The 18,825-nt window shown below is 43.9% G+C and carries 18 protein-coding genes and 2 pseudogenes; 15 read left to right on the forward strand and 5 right to left on the reverse strand.

The genetic code is table 11. The features are described 5' to 3' along the window. The first annotated feature begins 54 nt into the window (after positions 1 to 54). From C7I86_RS09290 to ddpX, 7 genes are all read left to right on the forward strand, one after another. Positions 55 to 405: a DUF760 domain-containing protein gene (locus C7I86_RS09290; protein WP_010872976.1), complete on the forward strand. Its 351-nt coding sequence runs from the start codon at positions 55 to 57 to the stop codon at positions 403 to 405. A 149-nt stretch (positions 406 to 554) separates the two neighbouring features. Next, positions 555 to 896 carry a hydrogenase maturation nickel metallochaperone HypA gene (hypA, locus tag C7I86_RS09295; protein WP_010872977.1) on the forward strand — a complete coding sequence of 114 codons (342 nt, stop codon included), beginning with the start codon at positions 555 to 557 and terminating at the stop codon, positions 894 to 896. 127 nt (positions 897 to 1,023) lie between these two features. Next, positions 1,024 to 1,515 (forward strand): DUF4079 domain-containing protein, encoded by a 492-nt coding sequence (locus C7I86_RS09300; RefSeq protein ID WP_010872978.1) that lies wholly within the window; start codon positions 1,024 to 1,026, stop codon positions 1,513 to 1,515. Between the two features lie 78 nt (positions 1,516 to 1,593). Further along, the gene (locus tag C7I86_RS09305) at positions 1,594 to 2,820 is read left to right on the forward strand and encodes a hypothetical protein (RefSeq protein WP_010872979.1); all 1,227 of its coding nucleotides are present in this window, start codon (positions 1,594 to 1,596) and stop codon (positions 2,818 to 2,820) included. 271 nt (positions 2,821 to 3,091) lie between these two features. After that, the gene (rplU, locus tag C7I86_RS09310; protein ID WP_010872980.1) at positions 3,092 to 3,466 is read left to right on the forward strand and encodes a 50S ribosomal protein L21; all 375 of its coding nucleotides are present in this window, start codon (positions 3,092 to 3,094) and stop codon (positions 3,464 to 3,466) included. 107 nt (positions 3,467 to 3,573) lie between these two features. Then, positions 3,574 to 3,837 carry a 50S ribosomal protein L27 gene (gene rpmA / locus C7I86_RS09315; RefSeq protein ID WP_010872981.1) on the forward strand — a complete coding sequence of 88 codons (264 nt, stop codon included), beginning with the start codon at positions 3,574 to 3,576 and terminating at the stop codon, positions 3,835 to 3,837. A 78-nt stretch (positions 3,838 to 3,915) separates the two neighbouring features. Then, positions 3,916 to 4,659: a D-alanyl-D-alanine dipeptidase DdpX gene (gene ddpX, locus C7I86_RS09320; RefSeq protein WP_010872982.1), complete on the forward strand. Its 744-nt coding sequence runs from the start codon at positions 3,916 to 3,918 to the stop codon at positions 4,657 to 4,659. A 110-nt stretch (positions 4,660 to 4,769) separates the two neighbouring features. Here ddpX and cimA read toward each other — a convergent pair whose 3' ends face one another. After that, positions 4,770 to 6,413, reverse strand: a complete 1,644-nt coding sequence (gene cimA / locus C7I86_RS09325; protein ID WP_010872983.1) for a citramalate synthase — start codon at positions 6,411 to 6,413, stop codon at positions 4,770 to 4,772. A gap of 359 nt (positions 6,414 to 6,772) precedes the next feature. Between cimA and C7I86_RS09330 the strand changes: the two genes are divergently transcribed. From C7I86_RS09330 to C7I86_RS09350, 3 genes and pseudogenes are all read left to right on the forward strand, one after another. Further along, positions 6,773 to 6,934, forward strand: coding sequence for an ABC transporter (locus C7I86_RS09330; protein WP_010872984.1), 162 nt, complete (start codon positions 6,773 to 6,775; stop codon positions 6,932 to 6,934). 84 nt (positions 6,935 to 7,018) lie between these two features. Next, positions 7,019 to 7,402: pseudogene (locus tag C7I86_RS19170) on the forward strand (DUF29 domain-containing protein). Between the two features lie 297 nt (positions 7,403 to 7,699). Further along, a complete protein-coding gene (locus C7I86_RS09350) occupies positions 7,700 to 7,879 on the forward strand; it encodes a hypothetical protein (protein ID WP_010872986.1) in 180 nt (59 codons plus the stop codon). A gap of 159 nt (positions 7,880 to 8,038) precedes the next feature. On the opposite strand, the gene C7I86_RS09355 is transcribed toward C7I86_RS09350, so the two are convergent. From C7I86_RS09355 to pruA, 3 genes are all read right to left on the reverse strand, one after another. Next, positions 8,039 to 10,801, reverse strand: coding sequence for a ParA family protein (locus C7I86_RS09355; protein ID WP_223211268.1), 2,763 nt, complete (start codon positions 10,799 to 10,801; stop codon positions 8,039 to 8,041). A gap of 17 nt (positions 10,802 to 10,818) precedes the next feature. After that, a complete protein-coding gene (locus tag C7I86_RS09360) occupies positions 10,819 to 11,283 on the reverse strand; it encodes a hypothetical protein (protein ID WP_010872988.1) in 465 nt (154 codons plus the stop codon). Positions 11,284 to 11,479: 196 nt separating this feature from the next. Further along, on the reverse strand, positions 11,480 to 14,452 hold the full coding sequence (pruA, locus tag C7I86_RS09365) for an L-glutamate gamma-semialdehyde dehydrogenase (RefSeq protein ID WP_010872989.1): 2,973 nt from the start codon (positions 14,450 to 14,452) through the stop codon (positions 11,480 to 11,482). A gap of 349 nt (positions 14,453 to 14,801) precedes the next feature. Here pruA and C7I86_RS09370 point away from each other — a divergent pair, with 349 nt between their 5' ends. Together C7I86_RS09370 and C7I86_RS09375 are read left to right on the forward strand one after the other, a co-directional pair. Then, positions 14,802 to 15,764, forward strand: a complete 963-nt coding sequence (locus tag C7I86_RS09370; protein WP_010872990.1) for a hypothetical protein — start codon at positions 14,802 to 14,804, stop codon at positions 15,762 to 15,764. A gap of 150 nt (positions 15,765 to 15,914) precedes the next feature. Next, positions 15,915 to 16,322, forward strand: coding sequence for a transposase (locus C7I86_RS09375; protein ID WP_010872991.1), 408 nt, complete (start codon positions 15,915 to 15,917; stop codon positions 16,320 to 16,322). Here C7I86_RS09375 and C7I86_RS09380 read toward each other — a convergent pair. Continuing rightward, positions 16,286 to 17,302: an IS4-like element IS4Sa family transposase gene (locus tag C7I86_RS09380; RefSeq protein WP_010872992.1), complete on the reverse strand. Its 1,017-nt coding sequence runs from the start codon at positions 17,300 to 17,302 to the stop codon at positions 16,286 to 16,288. The two genes, C7I86_RS09375 and C7I86_RS09380, sit on opposite strands and share 37 nt — an antisense overlap. Before the next feature lie 92 nt (positions 17,303 to 17,394). Here C7I86_RS09380 and C7I86_RS09385 point away from each other — a divergent pair, with 92 nt between their 5' ends. From C7I86_RS09385 to C7I86_RS09395, 3 genes and pseudogenes are all read left to right on the forward strand, one after another. Next, positions 17,395 to 17,883 carry an IS701 family transposase gene (locus tag C7I86_RS09385; protein WP_071822654.1) on the forward strand — a complete coding sequence of 163 codons (489 nt, stop codon included), beginning with the start codon at positions 17,395 to 17,397 and terminating at the stop codon, positions 17,881 to 17,883. Positions 17,884 to 17,942: 59 nt separating this feature from the next. Then, on the forward strand, positions 17,943 to 18,395 hold the full coding sequence (locus tag C7I86_RS09390; protein WP_010872994.1) for a transposase: 453 nt from the start codon (positions 17,943 to 17,945) through the stop codon (positions 18,393 to 18,395). Positions 18,396 to 18,463: 68 nt separating this feature from the next. After that, positions 18,464 to 18,724: pseudogene (locus C7I86_RS09395) on the forward strand (IS1 family transposase); the annotation flags it as partial. Positions 18,725 to 18,825: the final 101 nt, after the last annotated feature.

Raw genomic sequence — 18,825 nt, forward strand, 5'->3', positions numbered from 1 at the left:
TCCCATCGGAATCAATCCCAAATCGAGTTCCATTACTAGAAGAGGAGATCCACTGTGACCCATGAACCCCAACGTCCCCAACCGTTATTCGCTGGCAATGAAGCCCCAGGCAAAGATAGTTTGTGGACATACGTTCAAGAATTAAGCCCCGAAACCATTGCCCAATTATCTCGCCCCGATTCCCAGGAAGTGTTTCAGGTGATGGAGCGCAACATTATCGGTCTGTTGGGAAATTTACCCCCGGAGCACTTTGGGGTAACCATCAGCACTAGCCGGGAAAATTTGGGCCGTCTTTTAGCCTCCGCCATGATGAGTGGCTATTTTCTTCGCAACGCCGAGCAAAGGTTAGGATTTGAACAAGCTTTTAAAAGTAGCAGCAACAGCAACGAGAATACCGAATACTAACACCGAGTTCTATGAGGTGGGATCTGTCCAGATCAAAGCCTCTGCAGGCACCCTAAAGAATAGCTAGATTTTGCTTCTAAGTTTTGGTTTTCCGCCGCATTGTTCTGGGATTGCCCTGTCTGGAAAATGAACTACCCAGAGTTAATCATATGCACGAAGTTAGTCTGATGGAGCAAACTTTGGCGATCGCCATTGCCCAGGCGGAAGACCATGGAGCCAGCCAAATCCATCGTTTAACCCTGCGGGTGGGGCAACAGTCTGGGGTGGTGGCCGATGCCCTACGGTTTGCGTTTGAAGTGGTGCGACAAAATACCATGGCCGCCGAGGCGAGATTGGAAATTGAAGAAATTCCCGTTACCTGTCGTTGCCAACACTGCCACGAAAATTTTCAGCCAGAGGATTGGATTTACCGCTGTCCCCACTGCGACCAGATTAGCCAAACAGTAATGGATGGCAAACAGTTGGAACTAGCATCCCTAGAACTGAGTTGAGCATGGGCCAAGTCCTAACCGGGGGAGGAACCGCTGTCACCATGGGCTGTGTTAAATTTCTTTAAGCAACCGTAGTTAGATTTTTTCCAAGCTGTATTAACTACGACCAATCATCAACTTAATTAAAATGATGTTTCCTCTACTGGCCCTTGAGATTCCTGAACCGATTAAAATTTATAGCCAATTTGGCCACCCCATTATGATGTGGGCGTTGTTCTTCACTTCGGTGTACGCCATGTGGCTGGGCTTCCAGTCCCGACAAATTCGCTCCGCAGAACCGGAAAAACGGAAGGAGTTGCTCCAAAAAGATGTTAAGGGTAAACACTTTATCCTCGGCTCTCTCCTACTTTCCCTAATGGTGTTGGGGACCATTGGCGGCATGGCGGTTACCTATATCAACAATGGCAAGCTGTTTGTCGGTCCCCACTTACTCGTTGGTCTCGCCATGATTGGTTTAATCGCTACGGCGGCGGCGTTGGTGCCCTGGATGCAAAAGGGTAATGAAACAGCCCGCTTAACCCACATCACCCTAAATATCACATTGATTGGTTTATTTGGTTGGCAAGCTTTCACTGGGGTGGAAATTGTCCAAAGAATTATCAGCAAATTGGGCTCCTAGGTTGTTACTGTTTTGCAAACTTTGCCCGTATTAACCAATCCCGTTGACGTTTTAATCCTGTCCAATGGCCCAGGGGAAGTGACCACCTGGGTTCGTCCTGTTGTGCAGGCTTTGCGTCAACTTTTGGGCTACAGCCACCTGAGGATTTCGGTGATGCTTTCCCCCTGTCCCCATGCCATGGGTAGGGAAGCGGAGGTGGTGCGTAGCTATCCAGAAGTGGACCGGGTGCAGAGTAGTGAACATTTTTGGAATTTCTTGCTCTGGGGGAAAACGGCCGAGTCATGGTCCTGGCATTCCCAAGGGGTGGTGCTTTTTTTGGGGGGAGATCAGTTTTTTGCCCTGGCGATCGCCAAACGGTTGGGCTATCGTTCCGTGGTCTATGCCGAGTGGGATGCCCGCTGGCCCCGGTGGATTGATGCCTTTGGGGTGATGAATGAACAAGTACGCCAAGCTTTACCCGAAATTTATCGATCAAAAGCCACCGTCGTGGGGGATTTGATGGTGGATGTTGATGCCGCCGACGCTCCGGTAGGTCCATCGGCAAAACCTTTAATCGGTCTCCTGCCCGGTTCTAAGGCAACTAAACTGACCCAGGGAGTGCCCCTGGAAGTGGCGATCGCCGTGGAGTTACAGAAAACCCATCCCCAATGCCGATTTGTGCTTTTTTTGGCGCCCACTGTAGATTTGGAGCAATTGCAGAGCTACGGACAGGTCAAAACCAACCCCTTGGTTAGTTCCATGGGCAATATTGAAATAGAAGTAATGGAAAAAGAGGGGCAAGAATCCTATTTGTTGGCAGCAACGGGATTAAGAATTGATATTTGTCGCCAATTTCCCGCCCTGACGGAGTTGAAAAAATTGACCTTCGCCCTAACCACTGTGGGGGCCAACACCGCTCAACTGGGAGCTTTGGGCATCCCCATGGTGATTTTATTGCCTACCCAACACACGGAAGCGCTGAAGCATTTGGACGGTTTACCAGGATTAATTGCTCGCATTCCCTGGGTGGGACAACAATCCACCCGCCTGATTAATTACCTCATTGCCAAGAAAAAACGTCTCTTTGCTTGGCCCAATCTCTGGGCTGGTCGGGAAATTGTGCCGGAATTGATGGGGGATCTAACGCCAATGGGGGTGGCTAGTCAATTAACGCCCTGGTTAGACCATCCTGAACAGTTAACCCAGATACGTCAACAATTACAACAGGTGCGGGGCCAATCCGGGGCGGCGATCGCCATGGCCGAGTTGGTGGCAGAACAAATTGCGGTCCAGCAAACACCAGTTAGGATGAGTTTGACAAAATAGCTAGCAACTTAGAAAATAGAAGATCGCTTGTCAACTATCCCGCTCGGATCAGGTTACGACAACCATTACCCAAAAATGCCAGAGCTTAATATTTTTCTGTTGTTTCCCTAGGATCTGTTTGTAATGCCCCCCTAGCCCCCCAATTCTGGGGGGGATCAATTTCAAAGTCCCCCAACGTTGGGGGATTTAGGGGGCAGAGTTAACAAGTTCCTCAAATAAACCAGAAAACTTAACGGCGGCATACCTGTACGGCAATTTACGCAAATAAATTATGAGTTACGCCATTATTGAAATTGGGGGAACCCAAATTCGGGTTGAGCCCGGCCGTTTTTACGAGATTAACCACCTCGACGCCGCACCGGAAGACAGCTATGTGGTCGATAAGGTGTTGCTAGTCAAAGACGGAGACAATGTCACCATTGGCCAGCCCTACGTCGCTGGAGCCACTGTAGAAGGGGAAATTCTCTCCCACCGTCGGGGTCGCAAAGTCATCGTCTACAAAATGCAACCCAAAAAGAAAACCCGCAAAAAACGGGGTCACCGCCAAGAGCTCACCCGCCTATTGGTGAAATCCATCTCCGTCAACGGCACGGCGATCGCCGAGGCCCTCGAAGTGGATGCTAAAACCCCAGTGGTGGCTGGTTAAGACAACAACCAGTCAAATTTGGCTAGTATTGTAGGTCGGGTACAATCAGAACTCGCTGGCTAGCCTGAAAAAAATTTGTTAACCATTAACAGGAGACATTAATAACCATGGCCCATAAGAAAGGAACGGGGAGTACCCGGAACGGTCGCGATTCTAACGCCCAACGCTTGGGAGTCAAACGCTACGGTGGTCAAACCGTTACCGCTGGCAGCATCATCGTGCGTCAACGGGGTACCCAAGTTCATCCCGGCAACAACGTCGGCCGGGGCAAAGATGACACCCTTTTCGCTTTGATTGACGGTGTGGTTAAGTTTGAGCATAAAACCAGAAGCCGCCGCAAAGTGAGTGTTTATCCCGCCACTGCTGAATAAACTTCCATCAAGTTAGAATGCTTAAAATCCTCCAAATTCTGGGGGATTTACTGTTTTTACCCCTGTAACTCAGCTTCGATGTCCTTTGATACCCCGCTCAAACCCTATCTTGCTATTCCCATCCAAGATTGTGGTGAACCCCTCGCCCCCATCAATCTTGAAGGCGTTAAATCGCTTAAACCCCATCCCTACGCACAAGTAGGAGCGGATTACCAAGGGCGATCGCCTTACGTATTGCGTACTGGAGTTTTAAAAAGATTGGATCAGGCTCGGTTGACCTTGGCTGACATTGAGCCGAGCTGGGAGATTTTAGTATTTGATGCTTACCGCCCGATCGCCGTTCAACAGTTTATGGTGGATCACACTTTTGCCGAAATTGTGGCGAGAGATGGCTTACAAGGCCAAGTTTTAACCCCCGAACAAAAGGAAAATATTTATCACCAGGTTTATCAAATTTGGGCCGTTCCCAACAATAATCCCCTCACCCCTCCGCCCCACAGCACGGGAGCAGCTCTGGACATAACGTTGCTGGATGACTTAGGGCAACCTGTGGATATGGGGGGAGAAATTGACGAATTATCAGCCCGTTCCCTGCCCAATTATTATCAAACAGTGGAACCGAATAGCGATCGCCAAAGGAAAGAATTTGAGCAATATCAAAGACGACGAGAACTCTTAAATACCATCATGGAAAGCGCCGGGTTTCTGCGGCATCCGGGGGAATGGTGGCATTTTTCCCAAGGGGATCAACTCTGGGCATGGCAATATAATCAACGACATCCAGACCACCAAAAGATCGCCTACTACGGCCGGGTTGAATGATGTTCAAATTTTGTTTACAAAGCTTTAATTTGTTTATTTAATCTCGGAAAATGTTGAAGAATAAATTAAAACTTGAGCAACAGATTTTTTAAAATTCTAACAAGCAGATATTAACTGGAAATCGCCTCTTGATTAGTTAGCCCACAGGTTAATAAGCGCAGGCCGTATTCAATGCCTTCCACCACCGCCTGATAGGAAGCTTCTAAAATATTGCCCGATACTCCTACAGTGGTCCAACGGCGATCGCCATTGCTGGATTCGACGAGGACACGGGTTTTGGCGGACGTGCCGGCCCCTCCATCTAAAATCCGTACTTTGTAGTCAGTCAGGTGAAAATCGGCAATTTGGGGATAAAAACGGGTCAAGGCTTTACGCAGAGCTTGGTCTAGGGCCGAGACGGGGCCATTGCCTTCCGCTACTTCCAAGATATTTTGCCCATTAACAGTTACTTTCACCGTGGCTAAGGCATTGCGATAAGCAGGATTTTCCGCCGGGGTCAGCAAATCACAGTGTACTTGGAAGCCCTGCACTAAAAATAGGGGTTGGCGATCGCCCATGGCCTGACGCATAAGCAGTTCAAAGCTGGCCTCCGCTGCTTCAAATTGGTAACCTTGCTGTTCTAAATCTTTGAGGGTTGCCAAAATAGTGCGGCAGGCGGGATTCTGACGATCTAGGGCAATGCCAAATAACTCCGCTTTAGATAAAACATTGCTCAACCCCGCTTGTTCTGACACCACAATACGCCGTTCATTACCAACCAAATTCGGGGCAATATGCTCATAGGTAAAGGGATTACGTTGCACTGCCGAGACGTGGATTCCGCCCTTATGGGCAAAAGCCGATCGCCCCACAAAAGGAGCATGGTCATCGGGGGCCAGGTTGACTATTTCACTGATTAAACGGCTAGTACTAGTGAGATGGGCTAGCTTTTCCGGTTCAATGCAATCGTAATCGAGTTTCAGTTGTAAATTGGGAATCAGAGTGCAGAGATTAGCATTGCCACAGCGCTCTCCGTAGCCATTGATGGTGCCCTGAACCATAGTCGCTCCAGCCTCCACCGCCAGGAGGGAATTGGCCACCGCTGTGCCACTGTCGTTGTGGGCATGGATACCCAGTTGGGGTTGACGATCGGATTGACCGTCCAGTCCTAAACTCCGTCGAACTTTAGTGGTAATTTCGCTGATTTGCCCCGGTAAAGTACCCCCATTGGTATCACACATCACGAGCCATTCTGCCCCGGCCTGCTGGGCTGTGGCTAAGGTTGCCAAGGCATAATCTGGATTAGCTCGATAGCCATCAAACCAATGTTCGGCATCGTATATCACCCGCCGCCCTTGGCTACGTAGATAGGCGATCGTGTCGCTGATCATAGCTAAATTTTCCGCCAAGCTAGTTTGTAATCCCTCCAGCACATGGAGGTCCCAGGACTTGCCAAAAATGGTTACCCAGCGGGTTCCAGCAGAGAGAATCGCCTGGAGCATTTTGTCTGTTTCCACCGCTTTGTGGGGGCGACGAGTGGAGCAAAAGGCCACAATTTCCGCCTGCTCCAAGGGCTCTTCCTGTAATTGCCAAAAAAACTGCACATCCTTAGGATTGGCTCCGGGCCAACCTCCCTCAATAAAGGGAATACCCAATTGATCCAAACGGCGGGCAATGGTCAATTTATCGGTCAACGACAAAGAAATTCCCTCCCTTTGGGCCCCGTCTCGGAGGGTGGTGTCGTAGAGCCAAAGGGAAGTTTTCTTGGTAGCCATGGGCGATGGATGGTGAGGGATACGGACAAAAATCCTGCTACCCTAATTCTAGATTAACTTTTTACTATTCCTGGGCAAAAATTTTAAAGTTTGTTCCATCTTGGTATCAAGACTTTGGCTGACCAAATTTAACTCTCAGCCGATGGGTAAAGCTTTATTAGATAGTAGATAGTGTGCCGACGGAGGGAGAATTCAAGCGACGTTCAAGTGTGATTGAGACCATACTGACGAATAAGTTCCAGGATTTGGCCACGGAGAGGATTATGTAGTTACTGGATTTGAAACAAACCGATATTAACCAGTTTCTTTTCTATTAGGAGATTAAGCGGAAGGGTCTTCAAGAGGGGGAGCCCGCATTAATGGCTTCTTCGGTTGGCGCGGACGAAATTGTCGATTTTGCGGAGGTGGAAAAGTTTCTCGATACGCAGATAAAATGCTCTTCATCGGGAATGTATGTCTGCTTAGCGTTTGCGGTGGTGGTCCATTTGGAGCTAGAGATTTTGTTAGAAATAACCCTGTAAAATAAGATTCAAGCACAAACATCCATGGACAACATTAAAATCGATCAGCTGTATGAAAAAGACTATAGCCAATGGGCAGAAACCATGGCCGATTTGCTCCAATCGGGTAAATTTACGGAACTTGATATTGAAAATTTGGTGGAAGAGGTACGGGATTTGTCGAAGCGAGAAAGGGATCGCCTTCTGAGTAGTCTGCGGTTGATTGTCCATCATTTGCTGAAGTGGGATTATCAGCCAAAACGGCGCTCTCGCAGTTGGCAAGGAACAATAGAGTAAGAAAGAGCAAATATCGATCTCTACTTGAAAGATAGTCCTAGCCTAAAACGCTATTTGATTAATGAATCCCTATCAAAAATTTATCCTGCCGCCCGGGCCGATGGATTTAAGGAAACGGGTTTGGCTCTGCCTGATACCTGTCCCTATGGCATTGATGAAGTGTTGCATCGTGTGGTTTCCCTGGGTGATTAATCATCAATTGTGTCGGTCCGGGGTAACGGTTTGTTACGGGTGTTAAGGGTTGGGAGTTTGTTGAGTAAGCTAATGAATGTCGGTTCTCAATTGGGATTCCTATGTCGGACGTGATGATCCGGGGGTCAAATTTAGGCAAAAAGTACATGATTGGCCACCAAGCAGAAGGACGGTCTAATTATGTGGCGCTGCGAGATGTACTGACAGATGGAGCCAGGTCCCTGGTAAAGCGGTTTACGGTTGATAAAAATCGATCGCCTGCTTGGGGTCTATTCCAGTCCCGACAGAGATCCCCGTATGCACTCCGTCACCATTTCCCTGGTGGTTAAAGCGCAAGGTGATTTGCTCATTGGCGATCGCCAGGAAGTATCCGAGGTCAAAGCTTTTGCGGTGAAAGATTTACCGTTGGGAGCATTAAGTCACGACCACGATCAACAACTACAGGATTTTTTGCAGGGGGAAACAATCACTGCCTGATTCCCAGTACTTCATCTTGGGTAAACATTCCGTATAAATCAGCTAAGTTTTCAATCAGATCTTCAATTTTTTTTCAAGAAGTATGGGTGATTTTCATAATGCAGTTCGTTTGATGTAATTCAAATGTTTTTCAATAGTTTTGCAAAAGTTGTCTTCTATTTAAAAGATATCTGCCCCTAGTGCTTTTCGTTTCAAGACTAATACACGAGGTCTGGCTCCTTTCTCTAGAGTAAACCCAAGACCTGACCGATATATCTCCGGCATGTAGTAACGTGCAATGTCATCTTTACCTCTATCTTCATAAATCACACCTATATCTTCCAGCATTCTAATGGTTGCTTGGTTGATAGATAACGCATCCAAAGTAAAAGGTGCACGTTTCTGCTCTGGTGTGTATTCTGTTTCTACAATGTCAACCCATTTTTTAAATTCGGGATACTCTTCTTTGACTTCGCTAACTTTATCTTTGCTGCAAGGCTCTATTGCTCGTCTAATTGCTTGAGGCGGCAGAAGACGGCTTTCAGACCAACGCTCAAATTGAACTTCTCCACTTCTATCGATAGTGATATGTGCAGCATGATAGAGGAGTCGAACAATGTCCCTCGCTTGTAAGCGCCCCTTGAAATCTGACAATGCTGCATAAATCCAATTCGCGGTATGCGCCTCTTTTCCAGTATCTTTTCCCAATTTTTTTCCCCATAAATTTTCTAAACTGGTAACCAGTTCTTCTCGACTCAAACTATCCAAGACTTCTTCGTTGGCACCAATCACAGAAGCTTGACTACAAACCCAATAAGCCAATCTTAAAAATGAGTCTGCATCCCAAGATAAGTCGTAAGGACTATAAAGGCTTTCAAATTGTGCGAGGTTTTGTGTAACTGAGTATCTTAAAAAATCACGTCTCAGAAGAATGATTAAGCCAAAGTTAGCCTGTCTAATTTCATTTAGTCTCTTGGGCAAATTAATTAACGTTCTTAACGCAATTTGTTGCCCTGAATCTACTACAGCCTCTGCAAAAATATCCTCTAATCCATCAAACAAAAAAATAAGGCGAACATTTTTTTGCTTTAAATAATCGTTTAAGATTAGCAAACTTGAAGAATCATTATTCTGTAATAAACCAACCGACTTAGATATTTGCTGAATCCAAAATCTTGTCCACTCTGGTTCACTGCTAGACTTTTCAAGAAAACTTTTGATGCTGTCCTGAAAATCTGAGTGATAAAATTCAAGCATAGAATCAGACAAAGCTTTCTGAGTTGACGCCCTGGCCTCTCTGACAATATTTTCTGCCGCATCCCTCAATGTACTTGACTGAAGTAGGGGAAAGATGTGAGTCCTTGGTTCGATTTCAGCTAAGTCTCTTGTTGCACGCCTTAGAAATGTTTCCCAGTATTTTAATCTAGAAAGTTGAACATATATAAACGTTTTTCCAGCTCCCTTAGCTCCAATCGAAACTACACGAGGTAATTCATTACGAAAAGTCGTTGCTAAATTTTTCAAAGATTCAGTGACTAATAAACTTTCTCCTTCACCACTTTCTGCAAATTCATACTGTTTACACACCTTTCTAAAATTACGAACTGATTCTAGAGAATTGTCAATTGTGAGATCTGCACTTGAAATCTGAGGGTCTTCTGTTAATTGAGATGCAGCCCATTCCCTTGCAATTCTCATCACTGAAGTTGAAGCTAATTTATTTTTTGCTTCCTCCCAAGAATTAACATAAAGTAACTCTTGAGTAAAGTCTGTTTCCTTAATTTCTAATCTTGCAGAATATAAATTTTCATCATCGGACTGATCACCAGGATTATAAGCAGAGTTGAATTTTTCTAAAGAATTCTCAAAGGCAGAAAGCTTTTTTAATTCAGGAGTTAGAAAACTAATAATTATTGATGGATCATAAAATTTTCCACTACTAATCTCTTCTTCAGAGGGAGCAATATGACTAATTTGCTCTAAAACGAGGCTCATACCAGCAGTAGATTGTTCTGTAGCTGTCGTTACAAAGAAACGCTGAATTCTGGGGTCAAAAATGATAGGACTCGAAATTTCGCTTAAGCCTGCCCGCAAATCTATTAGAACATAATCTGCGGATAATGCTATTCCTAACTGATGAAGAGCATTTCCACAAGACCATTCACCTTCAGGACTTCGAGCCAAATGCTCGGGTAAGACTGGAGTATCTAAAAGTTGTTCATTACTCAAGCAAGCTGGCAAAAAATAAAAGGTTGATCCCTCTTCATATCTAGGAGTTTTCTTAATCTCTTCTGCTAATAGCACAATAGTTTCTTGACGATCAATAGGAGTGTAGTGATAAGCTTCCAAAAAGTCAATAAAGGAAATTGCAGGTCGTTGTTTTTCTGATTTATCCCAATAGGTTAATCCTGGGGCTTCTAAATCCGCATCTACTACTAAAACAGTGATTCTTTTATTGTGTTCTTTAGATGCTTCTAAAAGAGCAAATAAGAAAGAGGCCAAATGTAACGTCCTACCAACACCTCCTTTGAAAGAATAAAATGCAATGATCTTTGGCGATGATAAAGCAGTTTCTGGAAAATGAAATTTCGAAGTTAATTTAACTAAATCAATATTACTATCTGAATCACTGCTTATATATGCAATTTCCTGCCAGAAAGGACGAATAAAACCTGAAATATCAAATTGTGAAGGTTCATTTTCATAAAACTCAATAGGCAAAGCTGCATCGCCAAGATCTAAGCGAATAAGATTCTGATCTAGCTGATACCAGTCTTGAAACCACTTAGTTAAAATTCCTTGAGCAGCCTCTATACAGTTCAAATTTGGAATCCCAATTTCTAGTGCATCAGAAAAGCATGAAATCGAATTAATACAATCTGGCAGTTTTTCTCCATTGAAAGTAATTTTACGAATAAATCTTTTAACATCTAGCCAAGTCAAATATTTCAAAGATCTCATTACGAATTTAGCTCCTGTCGAATCCACTCTGATATACACATCAACTGCTTTTCCAGTTTATCGTCTTCTATTGTCCTCAATGAAGAACTGCTATTGACAGTATCAATCAAGCATCCGCCATATCGCCACGCCTGATTGATTTTTCCCGCATCTATCTTTCGCTCAATCTTTTTACCTTTGATTTGAATGGGCTCCATTTGAAGAGATGCTGATAACTTTAGAGACGGTGCTGCACTTAAATAGTCTAGCAATTTATTAATATTGTGCTGTGCTTCTGTAATTTCATCACAAAAGCTTGTGCAGGATGCAGATTGTCGTTTCATCAAAACTGCTTTGAGTCCACATTCTATTGAATAAAATAATAAAAGTCTATGGGCATTAGTGCGTGAACAATGAGTAGATGCCTGGAGATTGTTTCGCCATGCTTTCTGCATTTCTCTGTCTGTAAATGGTACGGAAGCCATAATTTTAATTGATCACTTGTCTCTCGGTTAATAGAAGTCTTGTCGGATTTTTATTGAAATTACTACGATGTAGTAGTGGCGACTAAAGAGAACTTCAATCAACCAACTAACACCCTATAATACGTAATAATTTGAAGCAGGACCCCGATGACTCAAGAACCCTGTACAATTTTGCCTTTCTTATTCATTTACTTATTTACTGATCTGCCCCCTCAATTGGTGCAAATCCTTGCCGTTGAATATTCTCCGTTACATGGCGTGGTTCTAAGAACTGTAACAAATAATCTGGTCCACCCGCTTTGGAACCAACCCCAGACATTTTGAACCCCCCAAAAGGTTGGCGGGAAACGATCGCCCCGGTGATGGTGCGGTTGATGTAAAGATTGCCTACTTCAAACTCCGCCGCGGCACGATTAATGTGATCTGGGGTACGGGAATAGAGACCCCCCGTTAAAGCGTAGTCGGTACCATTGGCAATTTCCAACGCTTCGTCAAAATTGGCCGCCCGAATAATGGTTACCACTGGACCAAAAATTTCCTCCTGGGCAATGGTGGCATGGCGGTCAACATTTTTGAACACCGTGGGACCGACGAAATAGCCTTCACTAGGAGCATCACAGGCGATCGCCAATTCACATTCCGCCTTACCCTGTTCGATGTATTCCTGAATGCGGGCTTGGGCCTTGGCATCAATTACCGGACCAACCTGGGTGCTGGGGTCATCGGTGGGGCCCACATTGAGGGAACGGGTTGCCTCTACAAACCGCTCCACAAAGGCATCGTGTACGGGGGAAAGCACCACCACCCGGGAACAGGCAGAACATTTTTGGCCCGTGTAACCAAAGGCGGAATACACTGCCCCGGCCACCGCTTGATCGAGATCCGCACTTTCATCAACGATGATGGCGTTTTTGCCGCCCATTTCTGCAATTACCCGTTTGAGGTGTTTTTGTCCTGGTTGTACCAAAGCGGCATCGGCGTAAATGCGACAGCCCACTTCCCTGGAGCCAGTGAAAGCAATCAAATGTACGTCGGGATGATTGACCATGTGGGAACCCACCACCGACCCCTTACCAGGTACATATTGGAAGACCCCAGGGGGAACCCCCGCTGCAATAAGAATTTCCGCAATTTTAGCCGCAATTACCGTGGAAGTTTCCGCTGGTTTTAGTAACGTACAATTGCCCGTCACCAACGCCGCCACCGTCATACCAACGGCGATCGCCATGGGGAAATTCCAGGGGGAAATCACTAGGGCAATGCCCCGGGGTTGATAGAAATAACGGTTGGTTTCACCGGGAATATCGAGGTTAACGCCTTGGTCTAGCCGTTCCATTTCATCGGCATAGTAGCGACAAAAATCGATCGCCTCGGACACCTCCGCATCAGCTTGGGGAATAATTTTGCCCACTTCCAAACAAATCCAGGCGTTTAACTCATGGCGACGCTCTTCCATAATGTCTGCCGCTTTGCGGAGAATGCCACACCGTTCCCGTACTGGAGTTTTTTTCCAAGCAGGAAACGCAGCCTTGGCTATTTCCAGGGCATGGTCTGCCTGTTCAACACTGATTAACCCCACTTTCCCGATCGCCTGGGATGGACGACAGGGATTAACGGAATCAATGTAGTTAGCCGTTTCCACGTACTCGCCGTTAATGTAGGGCAGATAGGTTTTGCCCAATTGTTGTTTAACCCTGGTTAGGGCTTGAAATGCTTGCTGGCGTAAATCAGCATCGGCGTAATCGGTGTCGGGAGCGTTGCCATAACCCTTGGTGGGTAGGTCATTAATGCCTTTAACTTGGGGCGGAGCAATTAATTCTTCAATGGGCCGCTCTTCTAGGTTTTGGCGTAGAAAAGAACTGTTAGCAGTATTTTCCAATAAGCGTCGGATTAAATAAGCCATCCCCGGTAACAGCCGACCGTAGGGTGCATAGACCCGCACCCGATGACCCCGTTTAACAATGGCCCGGGCCAGGGGTTCTCCCATGCCGTAAAGAATCTGCATTTCATAACGACGTTTGGGAATATTCAACTCTTCGGCGATCGCACAGGCCAGGGCTTGGGAACGGACATTATGACTACCAATGGCGGCGTACAAATATTCGTGGTTTTCCAGTAATAGCCGAGTCATGCGCTCGTAGTTGGCATCGGTTTGGGCTTTTTCCACATAAACCGGAATTTGCCAATGATTCTGTTGGGCTTTGATGGTTTCTTGATCCCAATAGGCTCCTTTCACCAAGCGCACAGTCACGGGATAACCCCGATGTTTAGCCCAGGGAATTAATGCTTCCAAATCTTCGGTCGAATCCCGCAGATAGGCCTGCATGGTAATGCCCACATCGGTGCGGGAGCGGAACTCTTCTTCCACTAACAATTCCTTGAGAATATTTAAAATCAGGTCTTTGTAGTGGTACTGCTCCATGTCAAAGTGAACAGCGACACCTAATTCTTGGGCTCGCCGCAACAATTCCCGAATCCGCTCACAAACCTTGGCTTTACTACCTGCGGGGTCCAGGGGATCAAACTGGGAATAAAAAGCCGTTAACTTTACCGATACCTGCACCTGGGGCAATATTTCCCCGTCTGCCTGATCAATTTGGGGCACCTTCGACCAGGATTTGGCTTGCTGGGATAACTGGGCCATCAGGTCCAAATAATTTTGCCAATATTCCGCCGCCTCCGATTCCGTAATTACCGCTTCCCCCAGTAAATCAATGGTAAAGCCCATTTTTTCCTTGCGGAGCCGTTCCACTGTTTTGATCACCTGGGCGATCGTTTCCCCAGCAATGTATTTAAAAGCCAACTGTTCCGTCGCTTTACTCACCGTTCCCGCTGCAATCTGGGCCGGCGTCGAGTGGGCATCGGCAAAATTCAACAATTTTTTCAGTGCTTCTGGTAATTCCACCTCCTCTTCGCTCATATACTGCTGGAGATGGTTGGCAATCTCACTGTTACTCTGCAACGCTGGCAGACAGTCGATAAATTTGAACAATTGCACCCGCAATCCAGGATGACCCATGGTCCAATCCAGCAACTTGTCATCGAGCCGCAGATTATCGCCAATTTTGTCCCACAGCGATCTTTTCTCCCTGGTCTGGGCTAATAGTTCCTTGGCGATCGCCTGGGTGGCCTGTTCATACTGTTGTTGTGAATCGATTTGTGCAACCATGGCTTATCTTCTGGGCGATCTGTTTGGTAAGGTATTCCCAACCCTTCATTGTACATTCAGAAAGTGATGCTCTGATTCTTCATCCTAATGAAATGGCAAAATTAGTCTCTCTCAAGAACAGCTAAATTTCCATAATGAAAATTGCCGAAAAAGTGAGCTTTTATACCTTAAATAAGAGTATGACGTGTGTAGAATGATTATAGATTTCTCAAAATGCCTGTCATAACTAATTTTCAGCCAAATCAACCGACAATCCTTTGTTGACTAAGCTCAATTTTTGGGTGTGGCAAAAATTTTTGGATGCTACAAAAACAGTATTTGCCTCAACAAAAATTAGAAGGAAAGGATTATGTCGGTTAAATTAGCGGTTCTAAGCTTACTTGCTTCCACGTTCACATTACCATTGCTGCTACCATCCTCAGTCCAGGCCCAGACATTAATCCCGGGTAAACAGTGTGTATTTAACAACGGCGCTTTCTCGGTAAACGTAGATTGGTATGACCCCGGCTCGATTGTTTTCATCGGCAAAGATGCAACAGAGGCCAAAGACTACTCAAAATATCAAGTAACTGGGAATCCCGTAGATACTAAGAAGGATGTGACACTGGGGTTTAGTTCCTGTACTGAGGGGGCAAACCGTGTGGCAGTTGTCAGAATTGTTGGCCATGACATAGCCAATTCAGCAATTACAATTGCCGCTGGAACCCTTGCCGGGGTGGCGACAGGCGTGGGTGGTGCATTCGTTTGTGCGGCTTCAGTCGGTGCAGGTTGTATTACTCTGGCAGCGGTGGCACCTGTTACAGGAGGGGCGATTGCGGCGGTGGAAAAAGCACTGCCGGAAGTCAAAGAAATTGCCTACATTGGTTCCCCTGGCACAAAAAATTACGTGGATTTATCGGGCACAATCTGGCAAGTGGGCATTGCTAATAATGTTCCCTTGAGTGATAGCCGTGGATTTGCTAAAGTTGGGACATTTTTCACTGGTGGAACGCCTGGGCCGAGAAGTATTAGTTTTAGTAATCAAGCCGGTTATGTGGCGGAAATGCAGGTGATGTATTTTCAAAAACAGTATCTAGGTGGGGCTTTTGTTGATCTACCAGTGGTAAAAAGTTCCGGAAATATAACCCTTGGTCGGACTGTCCACATTGATGTTCCATTGGCAATTTCTAATCAGCCCATTCAAGTATTTATTAAAGGTGTTGCGACATTGAAACCCGATGTTTACTCAACGACTATTCCTGTTAATTTTTCAGGAAACAGGTGCTATAAGTCATTTGGGACTATTTTTGATGCCCAAGGTAGCACTTGCTAGAGCCCATTTCCAAAGAAAAAATCAAGCCCAAATTATCTCCACTAAAATGATTTGGGCTTCGCAATAAGGGTGACAGATATTTTGTATCCCTCTTCCGTCAGACTGAGGGAATTAAAATGGAGATAAAAGGCTGAAAAGCGCGGAGGGAGAATGACAAAGACAAGAGAGGCGAAAAAGACAGTACAGTGTGTAGACACATATAGTGAACTGTATAAAGATATATTTCTAGAAGTGAGGTCTTATGAGTCATTTAAATATATCATTGTGGGAATATTAAGTGATATAAAAAGAAAGAGTTTACCTGCAATAGCATCATCACTAGGATTGAAAAATGAACAGGGACTACTGCATTTTATGACAGATTCTCCTTGGGAATTAAAAGAATTAGAAAAAAGAAGATTAAATATTATCTTAGAAGTTTTAGAAGGAAGAGAAATAATAGTAATAATAGCAGAATCGTTGAATGGCACTTATGTACGACCTAAAAATAGACAGAATAATCCTACAGCAAAGCAAATTCATCACCTTAGTGCTAACTCCCTTAGCCAGTGTACATAGCTTATTTTTTCACACATGAAAGCCTGTAAATAACATAGTTTGTCTAACATTGTTGTACCTGCTTCTTTTGGGATTACCAGTAATTTTAGTATTAAATAAGCAATTATATAGGTATAGATTTGAATCCCAATTGCATTCTCATTTTTGGCAATCAGTCTATTCAGCTTTAAGTGCATTTTTAAGAATTTCCATAACAATTCTATTTGCCATCTTTTTTTATAAATTTCTGCTATTTTTTCATCACTAACTCCTTCTATTTCTTTACTTTCTATAGGTAAATTTGTAACCAATCTAAACTCTGAATTATCATGGGTGAATATTACCACTCTACTCTCTATTTTATTCTTTTCAGTTCCAACCATATAGTTATCATTGGCTAATTTTTCTAGCTTTATATTATTCTTTATTCTTAATACATGATATTTGTTATTCTCCTTTTGTAATCTCTTGATTCTCTGTAAGTCACAAAATCCTCTATCCATTACTGCTACTCCATTTTCTGGAGTCTCTTCTATTGTTTCATTCCCATATTTATTATCATGACCTTGTCCAAAGTGAATTACTATTCCCCCCGGAATCCCTGTTGATAAGTTAATCCCACTGAATACTTTTACCTGATGAAATCCAAGGTTCCACATCAACTTACTAGTTATGCTGACAATGGTTGAATCGAGAGGAAATATTTCTAATTCTCCCTGCTTAATTTCCTTCCTTTTCGACAATTCCTTTTTTAAGGAAAATATTATTTCTCTAAAAACTCCCACATCCCTTTTTTTGCTTGCCTTTGAGAATGTAGATATATCGACTGTCTCTCCTCGTAAGTTCAGTCTTTTAAACATACTCCTCATGCTTGTCTGGCTCTGGTCTAACACTAATCCTAACCAGATACTCACAAACTTAAATGTGTCTAATACTGGGTAGTCATCTTTAGGAAAATTAGATAGATAAGTTTTGACAATATGTCCAAAATTTGATATCATCGCTTCAATTATTCTAATATTTCTGCCCTTTATTCTATCATTTTAAAGAGCTTTTTTTCTCTTTATCACTATCGTTCAACACTTCTGTAATAATAGATGAAACAGGAGACCCCAAAAAAGGGAAAACAACAGATTATGTAAAAAGACAATATATTGAAAATTTAGGAAAAATAGAAAGCGGTATAGTGTCAGTAAATGCCTATGGTTACTGCGATGGAGTAACGTTTCCTCTAGAATCAAAAGTATTTAAACCAAAAGAAAGATTAAAAGAGGGAGATAAGTATAAAACAAAGCCGGAATTAGCAGTAGAGATAATAAAAGAACTAGAAGAAAGTGGTTTTAAAATAAAAAGAGTAGTGTCAGATAGCTTATATGGAGAAAGCCATAGCAATTTTATCAGTGCTGTAGAGGAATTAAAAATAGAATATGCAGTGGGAATCCGGAGTAATCATGGGGTCTGGCTTCCAAAGGAAGCTAAAGTAAGGGCAAATAAGTGGAGGAGGTTTGAACACATAAGATGGGATAGAAAACAGGAAGATAGGTATATCAGAGAAATAGTTTATGGCAAAAAAGCGCAATAAGATATTGGGAAATTAAAACAGAAACAGAAAAAGAGGAGGAAAAAGCAGGATGGTTTGTAATGACTCGAATACCAGATATTAAATATAAAGAAGTTGGCAGAATATATGGAGTAAGGTCATGGATAGAATATGGATTTAAGCAATGCAAAAGTGAATTAGGATGGGCAGATTTTAGGGTAACTCATTATGAGCAAATTCAAAAATGGTGGGAATTAGTGATGTGTGCATATTGTATGATTTGTTTTTATGATGAGAATTTTAATCCGACTCTAAATTCAACGTCAAAGTATCATCAAAAGCATGAAAAATGGGATAAAGAAAAATGGCTAAACAACCTACGATTAGTGATCTCTGTATTTAATGCAATAAATCTTATCAAAAAGTGGTTAAAAGTATTTCCATTTGCTCATGTTTTGGATGAATTAACTAAATTTTACAACAAGGTTGATAAGCTAGATCGATTAAAGTATTTGCTAAATTCATGGAATACATTCTATTCTTCTTCTGCCTAGATTGATGAAAGAGGGATATCTCCACGGCCGCCACCAAAAAGCAACTATGTACTACATCAGATGACTAGAAGCCCTATCAACCACTGCTGGATGAACATCCCGATGCGTTTCATATAATTAGCAAAAGAGAAACAGTAGGAATTGAGAGAAACAACTCAGATAATCGCCATTGGTTTGCTAGATTTCATCGCCGCACGAAAGTTGTATCCAGGTCAGCCCACATGGTTGATATCACCATGGCAATATTTGCCAAATTCAGGGTCAATGGTAACATAGAACTACTGCAGGACTGGCACCTCTCATTACTTTCTTGGAACTCTCCTGAATAAAAATCTAAGCCCTACGTCCAAATGCTTTCACCCTATTAGTTCTTTTGAAAACCGGCTCGGTGAACATGACTCTAGTTAATCCCACTGGCCAAATACAGTCA

Origin of the sequence: Synechocystis sp. IPPAS B-1465 (assembly GCF_003015225.1) — a bacterium.
Taxonomy (GTDB): Bacteria; Cyanobacteriota; Cyanobacteriia; order Cyanobacteriales; family Microcystaceae; genus Synechocystis.

Excerpts from the sequence above, each read along its gene's own strand:
- C7I86_RS09390 (WP_010872994.1), top strand. The coding sequence starts at position 17,943 with ATGACTCGAATACCAGATATTAAATATAAAGAAGTTGGCAGAATATAT.
- C7I86_RS09350 (WP_010872986.1), top strand. The coding sequence starts at position 7,700 with ATGCACTCCGTCACCATTTCCCTGGTGGTTAAAGCGCAAGGTGATTTG.
- cimA (WP_010872983.1), bottom strand. The coding sequence starts at position 6,413 with ATGGCTACCAAGAAAACTTCCCTTTGGCTCTACGACACCACCCTCCGA.
- C7I86_RS09360 (WP_010872988.1), bottom strand. The coding sequence starts at position 11,283 with ATGGCTTCCGTACCATTTACAGACAGAGAAATGCAGAAAGCATGGCGA.
- C7I86_RS09300 (WP_010872978.1), top strand. The coding sequence starts at position 1,024 with ATGATGTTTCCTCTACTGGCCCTTGAGATTCCTGAACCGATTAAAATT.
- pruA (WP_010872989.1), bottom strand. The coding sequence starts at position 14,452 with ATGGTTGCACAAATCGATTCACAACAACAGTATGAACAGGCCACCCAG.
- rplU (WP_010872980.1), top strand. The coding sequence starts at position 3,092 with ATGAGTTACGCCATTATTGAAATTGGGGGAACCCAAATTCGGGTTGAG.
- rpmA (WP_010872981.1), top strand. The coding sequence starts at position 3,574 with ATGGCCCATAAGAAAGGAACGGGGAGTACCCGGAACGGTCGCGATTCT.
- C7I86_RS09380 (WP_010872992.1), bottom strand. The coding sequence starts at position 17,302 with ATGATATCAAATTTTGGACATATTGTCAAAACTTATCTATCTAATTTT.
- C7I86_RS09330 (WP_010872984.1), top strand. The coding sequence starts at position 6,773 with ATGGCTTCTTCGGTTGGCGCGGACGAAATTGTCGATTTTGCGGAGGTG.
- C7I86_RS09375 (WP_010872991.1), top strand. The coding sequence starts at position 15,915 with ATGACAAAGACAAGAGAGGCGAAAAAGACAGTACAGTGTGTAGACACA.
- ddpX (WP_010872982.1), top strand. The coding sequence starts at position 3,916 with ATGTCCTTTGATACCCCGCTCAAACCCTATCTTGCTATTCCCATCCAA.
- hypA (WP_010872977.1), top strand. The coding sequence starts at position 555 with ATGCACGAAGTTAGTCTGATGGAGCAAACTTTGGCGATCGCCATTGCC.
- C7I86_RS09370 (WP_010872990.1), top strand. The coding sequence starts at position 14,802 with ATGTCGGTTAAATTAGCGGTTCTAAGCTTACTTGCTTCCACGTTCACA.